This window comes from Enterobacter cloacae complex sp. SHL012, assembly GCF_049237505.1.
GTDB classification, from domain to species: Bacteria; Pseudomonadota; Gammaproteobacteria; order Enterobacterales; family Enterobacteriaceae; genus Enterobacter; species Enterobacter kobei.
The window spans coordinates 78,482-94,987 of the sequence record NZ_JBMKIZ010000005.1 but is presented as its reverse complement, the minus strand read 5'-3'; the positions used below and the strand labels follow the sequence as shown (position 1 = coordinate 94,987).

Here is a 16,506-nt window from a genome sequence, read left to right as displayed (position 1 = left end):
CGTTAAGATTGACACAAATCGTTGCATTTGCGCCATCTTAAAGGTGGAAACATTTACCGTCGCGTTAGCTACCGACCCAGATCGTCGCGGATATCGCCGGCAGCGCCAGCACGCCGTCCTGAATCGTCGCCTTGCCCTCTTTATTCTTCCACGTAGCCACCTTCAACAGCGGGGAATCATCCAGCACCACTTCACAAGCCTCGCCCCGGTTGATAGCCACCAGCACGCGCTGCTGGTTATAGACGCGGACAAAGACCACCACGTTATCGTGGGCGTACACCACCTGGCAGCCGCCGTAGCGCAGGGCTAGACTCTGTTTACGCAGCTTCGCCAGCCGCTGATAGAGGCTGAACAGTACCTTGTCCTGTTTTTCTGGCGCCCATGGGAAGGTTTTGCGACAGAACGGATCGTTGTTACCGTCCAGTCCCACTTCATCTCCGTAGTAGATACACGGTACGCCCGGCCAGGTGAAAAGCCAGGTGACCGCCAGCGGCAGACGCGCCACATCCTTGCCGAGCAGGGATTTAAAGCGTGCGGTATCGTGACTATCAAGCTGGTTAAACATCCTCAGCTGCTGCTGATGAGACAGCCCGGCGCGGTAGTTATCCATCCACGCTGTGCAGGTTTCGGCGTCAATGTGGTTCGGATCGTAGGAGATATCGGTATTCGCCAGGAAACCCCATAGCGGGAAGGTAAAACCGCGATAGTTCATCGCCGCATCTTCGGCATCGTTTTGCAGCCACTGGCGCGCGTCGCCAAAGTGTTCGCCAAACACGAACGCTTCAGGCCGGGCCGCTTTTGCCGAGCGCGTGATCCCGCCGACGTGATGCAGGTTATTTCGCGCCCCACCCGCTTCACCCAGCATATGTACGACGTCCAGACGCCAGCCGTCCATATTCCACGGGGCGTTCAGCCAGTGGCGGACGATGCTGTCTTCGCCGCCGTAAATCTCATTAACCAGCGTTGATGACTGGAAATCCAGCTTCGGCAGACTGGGGTAGCCCAGCCAGTCCAGGGCACGCCCCTCCTCATTAAAGCTGTACCAGTCACGCTGCGGCGAGTCCGGGTTATGACATGCTCCGCCCATCGACTGGTTATGACGGTCAAACCAGGCGTGCGAATCTCCGCTGTGGTTAAACACGCCGTCCAGAATCAGGCGCATGCCTTCCTTAAGGGTGTTCTCTCGCAGGCGCAGCAGTGCCTCGTCCCCGCCAAACTGCGCGTCAACGTGGCGATAATCCTGTGTATCGTATTTATGTACGCTCGGGGCTTTAAACACCGGGTTGAGGTAGAGCGCCGTCACGCCCAGTTTTTTCAGGTACGGCAGCTTTTCGCTGATGCCGTCGAGATCGCCGCCGTAAAACGTCGAGCCGCCCGCCTGCGCCGTCACCGGCTCATCCCATTTTTTCAGGATAATGTCGTGGCCCGCCGCGTGGTGGTGATAGACCTTATCCTGGTCGGCAGTGCGTTTTTCGCTACGCGCAAAGCGGTCCGGGAAAATCTGGTAAAAGACCTGATCGTTAACCCACTGCGGTCCGCTATCCGGATAATCAACGGCAAACTGTTCCAGCCGTGCGGGCGGGAACCGGCTAAACCCCTGCGGGGTAAACCACAGCTGACGATGGTTCCACAGCAGCTTGAAGCTATAACGGCGGCGCGGCTGTCCGCTACGCAAATCGATATTCGCCCGCCAGGCGGTGATCCCCGGCTGCGGCTGGCTGCGCAGCTTGTGCATTTTCAGCCCGGTCTCTTCATTATCAATTTCGGCGCGGAGCGTCACGCGTTCTGGCTGATTTTCCCCCGCCAGCCAGAGCGTAATCACAAGGTTGTCTTTGTTTTGCTTAACAAATGGGGCAACCGGAAGGTGCCAGGCATTTAACATCACGAATCCCCTTTGATGAAATTGACGTCACCTTGCCACAGGGTGGTTAAGGATAGCTCACCATGACGTGATTTATTGGGGGAGGAGGACGGGGGAGGAGGGATCAGTGCGGCCTGATGCCCTAACCCTCTCCCACAGGGAGAGGGAATAAAAAAATTACTGCGCTTCTGCCAGTTGGCGATCGCGGCGGCATTTAAACACCCAGCCAACCAGCAGCAGGACGATCCACGCACAGCCCACGTAGAGGGAAATACGGGTATCCGGATGGTAGCCAATCAGGCCAATGATAAACACCAGGAAGATCAGCCCGACGACGGTTGTTGCAACGCCACCCGGGACTTTAAACTTCAGCGCTTTCGCCTCTTCCGGCGACAGGCGACGGCGGAACGCAATCTGCGACAGCAGGATCATGATCCACACCCACACGGTCGCGAAGGTCGCCAGCGACGCAATCACCAGGAAGACGTTCTCCGGCATGATGTAGTTCAGGTAAACCGAGAACAGCAGCGCAACGGTCATGACCACCACCGTCACCCACGGCGTGCCGCGGCGGGAGGTTTTAGCGAACACCTTCGGCGCACTGCCCTGCTCCGCCATGCCATGTAGCATACGGCCTACGCCAAAGACGTCACTGTTGATCGCGGAAAGCGACGCGGTCAGCACCACGAAGTTCAGAATGCTGGCAGCAAACGCAATGCCCATATGCTGGAAGGTCAGCACAAACGGGCTACCGTTGGTACCGACCTGGTTCCATGGGTAGATGGACATAATCACGAACAGCGTGCCCACATAGAACACCAGAATACGCATCGGCACGGAGTTGATGGCACGTGGAATGGATTTCTCAGGGTCTTTCGCTTCCCCGGCGGTGATACCAATAATTTCAATACCGCCGTAGGCGAACATCACCATCTGCAGCGACATCACCATCCCGAGCCAGCCGTTGCTGAAGAAGCCCCCGTTGCTCCAGAGGTTATGGATCCCGGTCGGCTGACCGCCGTTGCCAATCCCCCAGAGGATGATGCCAAAACCGGCCACAATCATGATGATAATGGTGGCGACCTTGAAGAAGGAGAACCAGAACTCAAGTTCGCCGAACACCTTCACGCTCATCAGGTTGACGGCGCAGATGAGCAGCACCACGCTCAGCACCCAGATCCAGTGCGGCACCGTCGGGAACCAGACGCCCATATAGATCCCAAACGCCGTCACATCGGCAATGGCCACAATCAAAATTTCAAAGCAGTAGGTCCAGCCAGTGATAAACCCGGCCAGCGGTCCGAGGTTTTCCTGCGCATAGCGCGAGAACGAACTGGCAGAAGGATTGTGAACCGACATCTCTCCGAGGGCGCGCATGATGATATACGCCGCCACGCCGCCAATGATGTAGGCCAGCAGAACGCTTGGACCGGCCATTTTGATGGCATCTGCCGAGCCATAAAAAAGACCGGTACCAATCGCAGAGCCCAGCGCCATAAAGCGGATGTGGCGTGTGCTGAGACCACGTTTAAGTTTGTTAGTGCTTTCCATTAAAATCTTGCCATTCAACACGAAAAAACAAAAAACCACGGGGCCTTAAGCCCCGTGGTTAAACAGTTTGTTGCCGTTGATTAATGGGCGTTAGATGCAACCTGGCGCCCTGCAGCACGGTCCCAGATAATCGCCAGAACCAGTGCAACAACGGTAGGCATCAGCCAGGCCAGGCCCTGCTCGGACAGCGGCAGACGCTGTGTCCAGGCGGGCAGAATCGCGGCGAACGCTGATGCTTTAATCCCGTCAAGGATACCAAAAATCAGGCTGATAAACATGGCTGGCGCAATAATTCGTGAGGAGTTATTCCACCACGGACGGGTGAAGCTCAGCACCACCAGCACGATGCACGGCGGATAGATGGCCGTCAGCACCGGAATAGAGACCTGAATCAGGTGGCTCAGACCGAGGTTGGACACCGCCATGGAGAAGATACCGAGGATAAACACCAGGGTGCGGTAAGAGAGCGGCAGATACTGCGCAAAGAACTCAGCACAGGCGCAGGTCAGGCCCACTGCGGTCACCAGACACGCCAGGAAAATCAGCGCCGCCAGCAGCATACTGCCCGCACCACCGAAGGTGTGCTGGACGTAAGCGTGCAGAATAGCCGCACCGTTCGCGTTCTGATCAACCAGCATGGCGCTATCAGAGCCCAGGCGGAACAGCGCCAGATACAGCAGCGTCAGACCCACACCAGCCATCAGGCCAGCCCAGATGGTATAGCGGGTCAGCAGACGCGCTTCGGTCACACCGCGGGAACGCGCGGCGTTAACGATAACAATACCAAACACCATTGCGCCCAGCGTATCCATCGTCAGGTAGCCGTTCACAAAACCGTTAGAGAACGCGGCGTTTTTATAGGCGTCCATTGCCTCGCTGATCGGGCCTGCTGGCCAGATGATAGCGGCCACGGCGAGAACGATCAGGGCGATGATTTTCAGCGGCGCCAGGAAGTTACCCACGGTATCCAGCAGTTTGCCCGGATAGAGGGAGACCAGAATGACAATCGCGAAGTAGACCAGGCTGTAGATAAACAGCGGCATCGGGCCGTCGCCGGTCAGCGGAGCAATCCCCACTTCAAAGGAAACGGTCGCCGTGCGCGGGGTGGCAAACAGCGGGCCCACGGCCAGATAGCAGACGGTGGCCAGCAGAACACCTGCGACTTTGCCAATCGGCGTGCTGAGGCTGTCCACGCCGCCACCGACTTTCGCCAGCGCGACGACGGTCAGTACCGGTAGACCCACGGCAGTAATCAGGAAACCAAACGCAGCGGTCCAGACGTGTTCACCCGCCTGTAAGCCAACCATTGGAGGGAAAATAATGTTGCCTGCGCCAACGAACAGCGCAAATGTCATAAAGCCCAGCGCGATGATGTCACGCGATTTTAAGTGATGGGTCATAAAACCTTACTGCCTGTGGATGTGGTGTTGAAAACATTGAGATTTTCGTTTTCCCTGACGGGACGATACAGCCGAAAAATTGCTCAATTTCAGCGGGAAATGCTCCCGTCCTGGCGTGGAGAAGAATAGTTTTTCGATTTACCACGCAAATACAGTCGGTCTGACAGTATCTGGGGGGCAATTTAAACGCTTATAACGTTTAAAGGCAAGGTGGGATCTCAAAACCAGAACAATATGCCAGCATGAAAATACACGCCAGCACAATACGCTATCTACAGGAAAAACTCATGGCTAATCATGCGAACAAAAAACACCCAGCCGTATATTATTCATCCGCGTTTCGCTTGACTGCAAAGCAAACGGGCCAGCAGACGCTGACCCGTGGAAAGGGAAAATGACACACCTGCCCTCAGGCGGTCTTTTTGGCAATTAATCGTTCCGGAATAACGAAACTGAAGCGGGTTCCTTTCCCCAGCGTACTCTGAATATCAAGTCGGCTTTCGTGGTGATTTACCGCGTGCTTCACAATCGCCAGCCCCAGGCCGCTCCCCCCTGTTTGCCGCGACCGCGCTTTATCCACGCGGTAGAAGCGTTCGGTCAGACGCGGGATATGCTCCGGTGCGATCCCCGGCCCGTTATCTTCCACGCTAAACTCGGCGCCCGTAGGGGTACGGTTCCAGCGCACCATAATATCCGTTCCTTCCGGCGTATGGTTCACCGCGTTGTACACCAGGTTGGATATGGCGCTACGAAGCTCATCCTCACTGCCCAGCACCTTTAGCGTGCTTTCGACCTCGAAGGTCAGGTGATGCTTTTTGTGGCTTAACGTCTGCGCTTCACGCTCCACAACCCGCAGCATCATCGGCACATCTATCGTGTCATTCAGCGCAAGCGTAGGCGCCGCTTCAATCTTCGAGAGCGTGAGCAGTTGCTTCACCAGCCCTTCCATGCGATGCGTTTGCTCGCGCATGGTATGCAGCGCTTTTTCACGCGGCGCACCTTCCAGCGTTTGCTCCTGCATCATCTCCAGATAGCCCTGAAGCACGGTCAACGGAGTACGCAGTTCGTGGCTGACGTTCGCAAAGAAATTACGGCGCGCGCCCTCAAGCTGGTGCATTTGGGTGACATCGCGCGCCACCATCAGCCACTGCTTATCGCTGTAAGGCATCACGCGGATTTCCAGATGGCGACCATTATTGAGCTTCAGATTGTGCGGGCGGGTAAAATCACGCTTTTTCAGATACAGCGTGAATTCGGGATAGCGTAAAAGGTTAAGGATGTTCTGACCGTTATCGTCCGGCCAGCGAAGGCCCAGCAACTGTTGCGCCAGGCCGTTACACCAGAAGATGGTGCCTTCTTCAGTGGTCAGGATGACCGCATCCGGCAACGACTCCGCCCCGCTGCGAAAACGCTTAATCAGGCTTCCCAGCTCGCGACGGCGCTTTTTATTACGCATCTGCATCTGGTGCAGGCCGTACAGCAGGGGCTCCCAGCTGCCGCTGCCCGGCGGTGGGGTCATACTGCGGTCAACCCACAGCCACCAGGAGAGGCGCAGCAGGTTCCAGAAATGCCAGATCAGCAGCCCGGTGACCGACGCCAGCAGAAACCACGGCAGATGTCCGAGAAAGGCCCCAAGAAGGAAGGCCGGAATACAGCATAAGATCAGTTCAAAGACGAGCCTTTTCCATGACAGACGTTCCAGCACGCGTCACACTCCTGTCATTGTTCAGAAACGGGTCGAAAAACGATAACCCGTGCCGCGGACCGTCTGTACCATGCGATCGTGGCCGCTCAGTTCCAGCGCTTTTCGCAGGCGGCGAATATGTACGTCAACCGTCCGGTCTTCGACATACACGTTAGTTCCCCAGACGTTATTCAGCAACTGCTCGCGGCTATATACGCGTTCCGGGTGAGTCATAAAGAAGTGCAGGAGTTTAAATTCGGTAGGGCCCATATCGAGGGGGTTTTCGCCGGTCATCACGCGGTGCGAGGTCGGGTCAAGGCTGAGTCCCTGCATCTCTATCACCTCTTCCACCGCCATCGGTGAAATACGGCGCATCACGGCTTTAATGCGGGCGACCAGCTCTTTTGGGGAGAACGGTTTAGTGATGTAATCGTCCGCGCCGGTTTCTAGTCCGCGCACGCGATCCTCTTCCTCTCCGCGCGCCGTGAGCATAACAACCGGGATGTCGCGGGTCAGTGCCTCACGCTTCAGGTGTTTGATAAACTGCAGTCCGGAGCCGCCAGGCAACATCCAGTCCAGCAGAATCAGATCGGGCCAGGGTTCATTCAGCTGGTTCACTGCGCTGTCATAATCTTCCGCTTCAACCGGCTGGAAGCCATTTTGCTCGAGCACGAAGCACACCATTTCACGAATTGGAGCTTCATCTTCTACGACCAGAATACGTCTCGCCATACTTTGCCCTGTCTTATCTTATTAAGTTACACGTTTGTAATTCGGCGCCATTATGCGTCAGATTTATGACAGATTTATGAAAAACATTACCACGGTAGCGGGCAAACCGTTGTTTTATTACAGCGGTTATTTTCCCTTCTCTGAACGTTTATAATCCTGCTTTCTCATTTTTGCCACGGAACCGCTATGCGCATACTTCACACCTCGGACTGGCATCTCGGTCAAAATTTTTACAGCAAAAGCCGTGCGGCTGAACATGCAGCGTTCCTGAACTGGCTGCTGGAGACGGCGCAGGCCCACGAGGTCGATGCGATTATTGTCGCGGGTGACATCTTTGATACGGGGTCGCCCCCCAGCTATGCGCGCGAGCTGTATAATCGCTTCGTGGTGAATTTGCAGCAGACCGGCTGTCATCTGGTGATAGTGGCCGGTAACCATGACTCCGTGGCAACGCTCAATGAATCCCGTGACATTCTGGCGTTTCTCAATACTACCGTCGTCGCCAGCGCCGGGCATGCCCCGCAGATCCTGAAAAAACGCGACGGTACGCCGGGGGCAGTGCTGTGCCCGATCCCCTTTTTACGCCCGCGCGATATCGTACAAAGTCAGGCGGGACTGTCGGGCACAGAAAAGCAGCAACATTTATTACAGGCCATCACCGACTATTATCACCAGCAGCACGCGGATGCCTGCAACCTGCGTGGCGAACAGCCGATACCGGTGATTGCGACCGGGCATCTCACCACCGTTGGGGCCAGTAAAAGTGACGCCGTGCGTGACATCTATATCGGCACGCTGGACGCCTTTCCGGCGCAGAACTTCCCGCCTGCGGACTACATTGCGCTCGGGCATATTCACCGCGCCCAGGTGATCGGCGGCTGCGAGCATATCCGCTACTGCGGATCCCCTATTTCGCTCAGTTTCGATGAAACCGGCAAAGCCAAATCCGTGCATCTGGTGAGCTTCAGCGAGGGCAAACTCAGTGCCGTCGAGACGCTGGAGGTGCCGGTCACCCAGCCGCTGGCGGTGCTGAAAGGCGATCTGGAGGCCATCACCGCTCAGCTTGAACAGTGGCGCGGCACCGCGCTTAATCCCCCCGTCTGGCTGGATATCGAAATCACTACGGATGACTACCTGCATGATATGCAGCGAAAAATCCAGGCGCTGACGGAAGACTTGCCGGTAGAGGTCTTACTGGTGCGCCGCAGCCGCGAGCAGCGCGAGAAAATTCTGTTAAGCGCCCAGCGGGAAACGCTCAGCGAGTTGCGGGTAGAAGAGGTGTTTGAGCGCAGGCTCTTACAGGAGGATATTGACGACGCGAAGCGCGAAAGACTCAGCGAACTGTTCACCCATACCCTGCATGCCCTCAATGACGAGGAAGAAAACGCATGAAAATTTTGAGCCTGCGTCTGAAAAATCTCAACTCCCTCAAGGGCGAGTGGAAAATTGACTTTACCGCTGAACCCTTTGCCAGCAACGGGCTGTTTGCCATTACCGGCGCCACAGGCGCAGGTAAAACCACCCTGCTCGACGCCATCTGTCTGGCGCTTTATCACGAAACGCCGCGCCTGAGTAAGGTTTCCCAGGCACAAAACGACCTGATGACGCGAGATACCGCCGAGTGTCTGGCGGAAGTGGAGTTTGAGGTAAAAGGCATCGCCTACCGCGCCTTCTGGAGCCAGAACCGGGCACGCAACCAGCCGGACGGCAACCTGCAGGCGCCGCGCGTGGAGCTGGCCCGCTGCGAAGATGGCAAAATCCTCGCCGATAAAGTCACGGACAAGCTGGAGCAAACCGCCGCGCTCACCGGTCTGGACTATGGCCGCTTTACCCGTTCAATGTTGCTCTCACAGGGGCAATTTGCCGCCTTCCTGAATGCCAAACCGAGCGATCGCGCAGAGCTGCTGGAAGAGCTGACCGGCACCGAAATCTACGGCCAGATTTCCGCCATGGTGTTTGAAAAACACAAAGCCGCCCGCAACCTGCTGGAAAAGTGCGAGGCGCAGGCAGCGGGCGTCGTGCTGCTGAGTGAAGAACAGCAGCAGCAATTACAGCAAAGTTTGCAGGCACTTACTGACGAAGAGAAAACGTTGCTGGCACAGCAGCAAAACCAGCAGAAACATTTTCAGTGGCTTACCCGTCATGATGAGCTTGTGCGCGAGCAACAACGCATCACCGCATTGCAGCAGCAGGCACAACAGGCTCTGACGGACGCTGCGCCTGAGCTGGCAAAGCTCCAGCTTGCGCAGCCCGCCGCCCAGCTTCGTCCGCTCTGGGCGCACCAGCAGGAGCAAACCGCGCGTCTGACGCAAACCCAGCAGCGAATTATTGAAGTAAATACTCGCTTACAAGCCAAAACCGCGCTGCGCGCGCGGATCCGTAATACTGCCCTGCGTACCCACGCCGAGCTTCATACTGAACTGACGGCGCTGGCGCAGTGGCTGGCGGAGCACGAGCGTTATCGCCTGCTGGGTCAGGAGATTGCCGGATGGCGCGCGCTCTTCTCACAGCTTAACCGCGATAAAAACCAGTTGGCCACGCACGCTGCGCGGATGACTGAGTTACGTAACAAGCTGACTGACATGCCGGAAAATACGCTCACGCTGACGGCGGATGAGGTCAACGTGGCAATGGAGCAGCAGTCCCGGTCACGCACGCAGCGCCAGCGGCTGACGTCGCTACACGCTCGCTATCAGCCGCTGCAAAAGCGCCTGTGCCAGAGCAATGAAAACGTACAAAAAGCCCAGGCGGAGCAGAGCAAACTTAATGAAACGTTGACGCTGCGCCGCCAGCAGTACAAAGAGAAACACCAGCACTATCTGGATCTAAAGGCCCTGTGCGAGCGTGAAGCGACAATTAAAGATCTGGAGAGCTATCGTTCACAGCTTGAGGCAGGCAAACCTTGTCCCCTGTGCGGTTCCTGCGAGCATCCCGCCGTTGAGCAATATCAATCGCTTGAGCTGACGGATAACCAGCGCCGCCGTGATGCGCTGGAAAAAGAGGTGGCCGCGCTAAAAGAAGAAGGCCTGCTGGTGCTGGGGCAGGTTAATGCCCTGGCTCAGCAGATTCAGCGCGAGACGGGCGACGTGCAGACCCTGTCTGAGGAAGAGCAAGCACTCACTAAAGAGTGGCTTGAGATCTGCGCGTCCCTGAATATCACATTGAATATTCAGGAAGATATCGCGCCATGGATAAACGAGCAGGAACACTATGAGCGCCAGCTTTATCAGCTCAGCCAGCGTCTTACCCTGCAAAACCAGCTGAACGAACAGGAAGCGCAGGCGCGCCAGTATCAGCAGCAGCTGACGGCGACACGCCAGACGCTGGAACACACCCTGCTCACGCTTTCGCTTAGCGTTCCCGAAGAGGGGAACGAAGCCGCCTGGCTGCACGCCCGCGAAGGAGAATTCGCGCAGTGGCAGGAAAAACAAACGCAGCACGGCGTGCTTGTGGAACGCAGCAACGCTCTGAAGCCGTTGCTCGACACACTTCCGGCAACCCACACCGAAGAGACCGAACCGGCCATTCCTGATGGCTGGCGCGCCATTCACGATGAATGCGTATCGCTGCAAAGCCAGCTTACCGCCCAGCAGCAACAGGAGGCGCTGGAGCAAGAGCGCCTGCAACAGTCGCAGACCCAATTCTCCGCGGCGCTCTCTGCCAGCTGTTTTGCCGACCGGGAGGCGTTCATTGCCGCTCTGCTGGATGATGACACCCTCCGTGGCCTCGAACAGCTGAAGCAGTCGCTGGAAAACCAGATACAGCAGGCCACGGCGCTATCCGGCCAGGCGAACCAGCAGCTACAGGCGCATGTTGCGCTGCGCCCGGAAGGTCTCGAGGCCGATGCATCCACTTTGCAAATCCAGCTGCAGCAGCTGGCGCAACAGCTTCGCGAGAACACCACGCATCAGGGCGAGATCCGCCAGCAGCTCAAGCAGGACAGCGACAACCGTCAGCATCAGCTGGCGTTGATGCAACAAATTGAAGAGGCCGCGCGTCAGGCCGACGACTGGGGCTATCTGAACGCGCTGATCGGCTCCAGTACCGGCGATAAGTTCCGTAAGTTCGCTCAGGGGCTGACGCTGGATAATCTCGTCTGGCTTGCTAACCAGCAGCTAAATCGCCTGCACGGGCGTTATCTGCTGCAGCGCAAAGCCAGCGATGCGCTGGAGCTGGAAGTAGTCGACACCTGGCAGGCGGATGCCGTACGCGATACACGCACGCTCTCTGGCGGCGAGAGCTTCCTGGTCAGCCTGGCGCTGGCGCTGGCGCTTTCCGATCTGGTGAGCCACAAAACGCGAATCGATTCGCTGTTCCTGGATGAAGGATTCGGCACCCTCGACAGTGAAACGCTGGATACCGCACTGGATGCGCTCGACGCGCTGAACGCTACCGGGAAAACCATCGGCGTCATTAGCCACGTCGAGGCGATGAAAGAGCGCATACCGGTGCAGATTAAGGTGAAGAAGATTAATGGGCTGGGGTATAGCAGGCTGGACAGGGAGTTTGCGGTAGGGTGAATAAAGGGTCGCTGCGGTCTGGTGCTCTCACCCTGGCCCTCTCCCACAGGGAGAGGGTATAAACATCAAAAACAGCAACTTGCGTTGCTGTTTTGCTTTTATTCCGGCCACAGCCACGCCGCGCCGCGCACGCCGCTGGAGTCGCCGTGGACGGCTTTGCGGATCGGGGTTTCACACTCGCCGCCGAAAACCCACTGCTTCACAAGATTTGGCACCGTGGCGTACAAGCGGTCAACGTTGCTCATCCCGCCCCCCAGCACAATCACGTCCGGATCGAGAATATTCGCGACGTGCGCCAGCGATTTTGCCAGACGCATTTCGTAACGGCTCAGGGCCAGTTCAGCCACCGGATCCTGTTCTTCAACCAGACGCATGATTTCATTACCCTTGAGCGGTCGACCGCTCAGGCGGTGGTAATCGGTTGCAAAACCGGTGCCGGAGATAAACGTCTCAATACAGCCCTGCTTGCCGCAGTAACACGGCACGTCGGCGCGGTATTTGAGTTCATCTTCATCCATCCACGGCAGCGGATTGTGCCCCCACTCGCCCGCCGTGCCGTTGCCACCGATGTGCGAACGCCCCCCAAACGCCACGCCCGCACCGCAGCCGGTCCCGATAATCACCGCAAAAACGGTCTGCGCCCCTGCGGCGGCGCCATCAACGGCTTCGGAGACCGCCAGGCAGTTGGCGTCATTGGCCAGACGCACTTCCCGGTTCAGACGCGCGCTTAAATCTTTATCAAATGGCTGACCGTTTAGCCAGGTGGAGTTAGCGTTTTTAACCACGCCGGTATAAGGGGAGATTGACCCCGGGATACCCATCCCGACGGTACCGCTTTGCCCTGTCGCCTGCTCGGCCATATCGACCAGCCGGGCAATCGTCTCGATGGTCTGGTGGTAATCATCGCGCGGCGTAGGCAGACGGTGGCGGAACAGCTGTTCCCCCTGCTCGCTCAGTGCAATGACTTCTGTTTTGGTGCCGCCCAAATCAATCCCAATACGCACAAGACTCTCCTCATTCTTTTGATTATCAACAGAGTAGAAGCACGCTTCCCGATTAGCAATGCAAGCGATGCGACAATTCGTTATCATGCCCGCTGATTTAACGACAAGGCCGTGGAAATTATCATGCTGTGGTTCAAAAATTTGATGGTTTACCGTCTCAGCCGCGACGTTTCGCTGCGTGCAGAAGAGATGGAAAAACAGTTAGCCGCTTATAGCTTTTCCCCTTGCGGTAGCCAGGATATGGCAAAAACCGGTTGGGTTCCGCCAATGGGTTCACAAAGCGATGCCCTGACCCACGCCAGCAGCACGGGACAAATCATCGTTTGCGCTCGCAAAGAAGAGAAAATTCTGCCCACGCCGGTGGTGAAGCAAGCGCTTGAAGCAAAAATCTTCAAGCTGGAAGCCGAGCAGGGCCGCAAGCTGAAAAAAACCGAAAAAGATTCGCTGAAAGATGAAGTCCTGCACTCTCTGCTGCCGCGCGCTTTTAGCCGCTTTAGCCAGACGATGATGTGGATCGATACCGTTAACGGGCTGATCATGGTCGACTGCGCCAGCGCCAAAAAAGCAGAAGATACCCTGGCCCTGCTGCGTAAAAGTATCGGTTCTTTACCGGTCGTTCCGCTGGCACTGGAAACGCCGATTGAGCTGACCCTGACAGAATGGGTTCGCAGTGGTACTGCGGCGCAAGGTTTCCAGATTCTGGATGAAGCCGAGCTGAAAGCCCTGCTGGAAGATGGCGGCGTGATCCGCGCCAAAAAGCAGGATCTGGTGAGTGACGAAATCGCGGTACACATCGAAGCCGGGAAAGTCGTTACCAAACTGGCGCTCGACTGGCAGCAGCGCATTCAGTTCGTGATGTGTGATGACGGCTCCGTGAAGCGTCTGAAGTTCTGTGATGAGCTGCGCGATCAAAACGAAGATATTGACCGGGAAGATTACGCCCAGCGTTTTGATGCGGACTTTATCCTGATGACAGGTGAGCTGGCGGCGTTAATTCAGAATCTGGTGGAAGGCCTCGGCGGCGAAGCGCAGAGATAACAGGCAAAACACAGGCCGGGTAAGCGTTAGCGTCACCCGGCTTTTTTTTTATTTCAAATAGCGGCACAGATAAGAGGTCGGTTCAGCAACCTGCAAATGAAATTCGCTGTGGCCAGGAACGTTGAAGGCTTCCCCGGCAGCGTAAACTTTCCATTCCGTTTCACCCGGCAGTAAGACGTTCAGCGCGCCGCTGACTACCGTCATCTCTTCCGCTTCGGCCGTGCCAAAGGTGTATTCCCCTTCAGCCATGACGCCCACACTGGCGCGGCCCGTGCTGCTGCTGGTAAAACCAATGGATTTCACTTTACCGGAAAAGTATTCGTTACTTTGAAGCATGAACTGGCCCTTATATTCAGAGATAAAAATTCACTATAGGGGCCATGCTCATTGCCTGTCACGCAAAATCATTACATCAGGAGTTCGGAAGCCAGGCGCGCCATCAGAACATTTGATAACAGCACCGGCACGTCCAGCGCCTTTTGCAATAAATCACGGTGATGCTGATGGAAACCGAGGCAGTCCAGTATCAACACATCCGCCCCTTTCTCCAGTAGCGCCTTCCCGGCAGCGATCAGTTTGGCCTCGCTGTCCCAGAAGGGATTTGCCAGGGCATACAGAGGCGTTTTTTCAAGCACGTGCCATTTTGCTTCCTGGTTGTTCATGAGCTCTTCCATCGGCACAATCACCCCCACCTGATGCCCGTCAACAATAGAGGCCACCAGAGGCGGAATGATGCGCATTGGCTCAAGCAAAATCGCATTGCGCGCCACCAGTCCCTTAATGGGGGCGGTACTCATCAGCAAAATAACGTCATAATCTTGATTATCGAGCACTTCTATCACTGACTGGAGCGAACGCTCAATTTTCTGTCGTGAAACATGCGCCAGTTTACCGTCGCTTAATAACGTCGCCAGGGGCTCCTCCCCCGCCTCAACAGCGTAGTCCTCCATGACCTCTTCCCGGCTCATCTTACCCAGCAGGCTGAGATGCGTGATCTGCTGTTCAGAGACATGCTCGGTTAAAAGCGGTAACACTTCGCTTACAGGGACCACACCAATAGTGAGGATCGCCAACGTTGCCTTCATCGTTTTCGCCTTCCATTACTACAAAATCTTATTACACAGGTACAGGCTCACTACGCTGCACAGTTCGTTTTTTCAACAAAACAGCACCAAGCGTAGCAGGTGATCTGCATCGCGAAATGTAAAGATCACCTGCGGGTAACGGAGTCACCTGTAATAACTAAATATTAACTCCTGCTTAACATTGGCGATGAGTAAAAAGTGTGATTCAGGCACGGTATTGGAGCGTTTAAGAAAACATCTATGACTTTTCGGGATCTTCGTAGCGCCGTTTGGCGTCCAGCGCTTCCTGTTCAGTCTCATGTTCACTGATCAGCGAGTCCGGTTTGGGGTGATCGGCACGCAGCTGATACCAGGTCACGGTTTGATCGCCTGTGCCTTTTTCAACGGTAACGATACGTGCTTCGCGCGGATAGGGAGGTCTGGTTGGCATAGCTCATCCTTTTTTTATGTCTGAGCTATCAGTATAGACGGCGGTTAGCTGGCACAAGCCAAACGCAGGGCGGTAATAATCTGAATCACCACCTCTTCCGGTGCCGCAGAAGCATCCACAACGTGGTGCGCCGCTTCACGGTACAGGGCATCACGCTCGGCCAGGACTTCGCTCACCTCTTCGCTGAGCGGTCTGGAGGTCAGCGCCGGACGTTGTCCCTCCTCCGGAAAGGCCTCAAGGCGCCCCACGAGAGCCGAAACCGGCGCGCAGAGATAGATCACAATGCCCTTTTCACGCATAAAATGCCGGTTACACTCGGCGAGAACAATCCCCCCTCCTGTCGCAATCACGGCTGACGGCGTGGTGACCGCTTTCAGCGCGGCCGTTTCGCGTGCGCGAAAGCTCTCCCATCCCTCTTGCTCAACAATGTCCGCGATGGTTCTGCCGGCCTCGGTTTGCAGCCAGTGGTCGGTATCAACAAACTGACGATGACATGCGCGTGCCAGTTCCAGGCCAACGGTGGTTTTCCCACAGCCGCGGGGGCCAACTAAAAAGATGGGTTGGGTCATAGCCAGGTGTTCCCCTTGATGCCGGATGGCTGAAGAGTGTAAAGAAATCATTGCAGAAGATGTGTAGAATACTTTACTGCAAAGCGGTACGGGATGACAACCCTGCGGAAGCCACACTGTACCACAAAGTGACAATAATTATCATTACGCTGTGCGACGCTTCACTTCCAGCAGCCATTTATCCAGTTCGGCAGCAAACTGCTGGCGATCGCGCTGGGACAGGCTGTCCGGCCCTCCGGTCTGCACGCCGCTGGCCCGCATGGTATCCATAAAATCACGCATAGTGAGTTTTTCCCGGATGGTTGAAGGCGAATAACGTTCACCGCGCGGGTTAAGCGCCGCTGCGCCTTTCTCCAGCACTTCCGCCGCCAGTGGAATATCAGCGGTAATGACCAGATCCTCCGGGCTGCACAGACGAACAATTTCATTATCCGCCACGTCGAACCCGGCCGGGACGCGCAAGGAACGGATAAAGCGCGAAGGCGGAACGCGGATATTCTGGTTCGCCACCAGCGTCAGTGGCATCTGAACGCGCTCGGCGGCGCGGAATAAAATCTCTTTAATCACATTAGGACACGCGTCCGCATCAACCCAAATCGCCATATTGTCTCCCCATAATGTCTCTGCCGACT

The 16,506-nt window shown here is 56.3% G+C and carries 14 protein-coding genes; 3 read left to right on the top strand and 11 right to left on the bottom strand.

What is annotated here, in order from left to right; translation table 11 throughout:
- Positions 1 to 64: 64 nt before the first annotated feature.
- From malZ to phoB, 5 genes are all read right to left on the bottom strand, one after another.
- The gene (malZ, locus tag ACOTY9_RS17155; protein WP_348565979.1) at positions 65 to 1,882 is read right to left on the bottom strand and encodes a maltodextrin glucosidase; all 1,818 of its coding nucleotides are present in this window, start codon (positions 1,880 to 1,882) and stop codon (positions 65 to 67) included.
- Positions 1,883 to 2,038: 156 nt separating this feature from the next.
- Positions 2,039 to 3,412, bottom strand: a complete 1,374-nt coding sequence (proY, locus tag ACOTY9_RS17150) for a proline-specific permease ProY (RefSeq protein ID WP_014882745.1) — start codon at positions 3,410 to 3,412, stop codon at positions 2,039 to 2,041.
- A gap of 80 nt (positions 3,413 to 3,492) precedes the next feature.
- Positions 3,493 to 4,812 carry a branched-chain amino acid transporter carrier protein BrnQ gene (gene brnQ, locus ACOTY9_RS17145; protein ID WP_348565978.1) on the bottom strand — a complete coding sequence of 440 codons (1,320 nt, stop codon included), beginning with the start codon at positions 4,810 to 4,812 and terminating at the stop codon, positions 3,493 to 3,495.
- A 409-nt stretch (positions 4,813 to 5,221) separates the two neighbouring features.
- Positions 5,222 to 6,517 carry a phosphate regulon sensor histidine kinase PhoR gene (gene phoR, locus ACOTY9_RS17140; RefSeq protein ID WP_348565977.1) on the bottom strand — a complete coding sequence of 432 codons (1,296 nt, stop codon included), beginning with the start codon at positions 6,515 to 6,517 and terminating at the stop codon, positions 5,222 to 5,224.
- A 21-nt stretch (positions 6,518 to 6,538) separates the two neighbouring features.
- On the bottom strand, positions 6,539 to 7,228 hold the full coding sequence (phoB, locus tag ACOTY9_RS17135; RefSeq protein ID WP_008503265.1) for a phosphate response regulator transcription factor PhoB: 690 nt from the start codon (positions 7,226 to 7,228) through the stop codon (positions 6,539 to 6,541).
- A 186-nt stretch (positions 7,229 to 7,414) separates the two neighbouring features.
- Here phoB and sbcD point away from each other — a divergent pair, with 186 nt between their 5' ends.
- Together sbcD and sbcC are read left to right on the top strand one after the other, a co-directional pair.
- Positions 7,415 to 8,620 (top strand): exonuclease subunit SbcD, encoded by a 1,206-nt coding sequence (sbcD, locus tag ACOTY9_RS17130; RefSeq protein ID WP_348565976.1) that lies wholly within the window; start codon positions 7,415 to 7,417, stop codon positions 8,618 to 8,620.
- Complete coding sequence (sbcC, locus tag ACOTY9_RS17125; protein ID WP_421637388.1) at positions 8,617 to 11,748, top strand: exonuclease subunit SbcC; 3,132 nt, start codon at positions 8,617 to 8,619, stop codon at positions 11,746 to 11,748. Before sbcD ends, sbcC begins: the two co-directional genes overlap by 4 nt.
- A 98-nt stretch (positions 11,749 to 11,846) precedes the next feature.
- Here sbcC and mak read toward each other — a convergent pair whose 3' ends face one another.
- A complete protein-coding gene (mak, locus tag ACOTY9_RS17120) occupies positions 11,847 to 12,752 on the bottom strand; it encodes a fructokinase (RefSeq protein ID WP_348565974.1) in 906 nt (301 codons plus the stop codon).
- Between the two features lie 123 nt (positions 12,753 to 12,875).
- Between mak and rdgC the strand changes: the two genes are divergently transcribed.
- Complete coding sequence (gene rdgC, locus ACOTY9_RS17115) at positions 12,876 to 13,790, top strand: recombination-associated protein RdgC (protein ID WP_014882739.1); 915 nt, start codon at positions 12,876 to 12,878, stop codon at positions 13,788 to 13,790.
- Positions 13,791 to 13,838: 48 nt separating this feature from the next.
- Here the strand turns inward: rdgC and ppnP are convergent, their stop codons facing one another.
- The 5 genes from ppnP to ACOTY9_RS17090 all read right to left on the bottom strand — a co-directional run bounded on the left by ppnP (position 13,839) and on the right by ACOTY9_RS17090 (position 16,477).
- Positions 13,839 to 14,126 carry a pyrimidine/purine nucleoside phosphorylase gene (ppnP, locus tag ACOTY9_RS17110; protein WP_014882738.1) on the bottom strand — a complete coding sequence of 96 codons (288 nt, stop codon included), beginning with the start codon at positions 14,124 to 14,126 and terminating at the stop codon, positions 13,839 to 13,841.
- 71 nt (positions 14,127 to 14,197) lie between these two features.
- On the bottom strand, positions 14,198 to 14,875 hold the full coding sequence (locus ACOTY9_RS17105) for an AroM family protein (protein WP_032637368.1): 678 nt from the start codon (positions 14,873 to 14,875) through the stop codon (positions 14,198 to 14,200).
- 238 nt (positions 14,876 to 15,113) lie between these two features.
- Entirely contained in the window at positions 15,114 to 15,305 is a 192-nt protein-coding gene (yaiA, locus tag ACOTY9_RS17100; protein WP_014882736.1) for a protein YaiA, read from the bottom strand.
- Positions 15,306 to 15,349: 44 nt separating this feature from the next.
- A complete protein-coding gene (gene aroL, locus ACOTY9_RS17095) occupies positions 15,350 to 15,874 on the bottom strand; it encodes a shikimate kinase AroL (RefSeq protein WP_014882735.1) in 525 nt (174 codons plus the stop codon).
- 144 nt (positions 15,875 to 16,018) lie between these two features.
- Positions 16,019 to 16,477, bottom strand: a complete 459-nt coding sequence (locus ACOTY9_RS17090) for a YaiI/YqxD family protein (protein WP_014882734.1) — start codon at positions 16,475 to 16,477, stop codon at positions 16,019 to 16,021.
- Between the last annotated feature and the right edge of the window lie 29 nt (positions 16,478 to 16,506).